This window comes from Acinetobacter haemolyticus (assembly GCF_900406815.1).
In the GTDB taxonomy this organism is placed as follows: Bacteria; Pseudomonadota; Gammaproteobacteria; order Pseudomonadales; family Moraxellaceae; genus Acinetobacter; species Acinetobacter haemolyticus_A.
The window spans coordinates 1-393 of the sequence record NZ_OVCN01000058.1; the positions used below are offsets into that span (position 1 = coordinate 1).

Below are 393 nucleotides of genomic sequence, written 5' to 3' on the forward strand. Positions count from 1 at the left end.
CTGCAGAACGTCTCCGGACTGGGGCCAAAATTAGCGCTCGCCTCGTTGTCCGTGTTTGACCCAGGCGAGCTGTCCTCCCACATCGCAGCCGGAGATGCGAAGACGATCCAGTCCATTCCGGGTGTGGGCAAGAAGATGGCGGAACGGATCGCTCTCGAGCTCAAAGACAAGGTGGAGGCGTTTGTCCCGGCGGGCGATGCGCCGGCCGCTGCAGAGGCAACCGGGGCGAACAAGGGCTCGTCGCTCATTTCTGAGCAGGTGGTCGAGGCGTTGGTGGGGCTGGGTTTCCAGGAGCGTTCGGCGCGGCCGGTGGTCGACGCGTTGGTGGAGGAGCAGCCGGAGGAAGACGCTTCCGCACTGCTGCGTCAAGCGCTGAGCCAGCTGGGCAAAAAG

Annotated in this window: 1 protein-coding gene; it reads left to right on the forward strand. The window is 64.4% G+C overall.

Annotated elements, in window-relative coordinates:
• The coding region (gene ruvA / locus DK207_RS15655) for a Holliday junction branch migration protein RuvA (protein ID WP_265735799.1) at positions 1-393 on the forward strand (393 nt) is incomplete at both ends.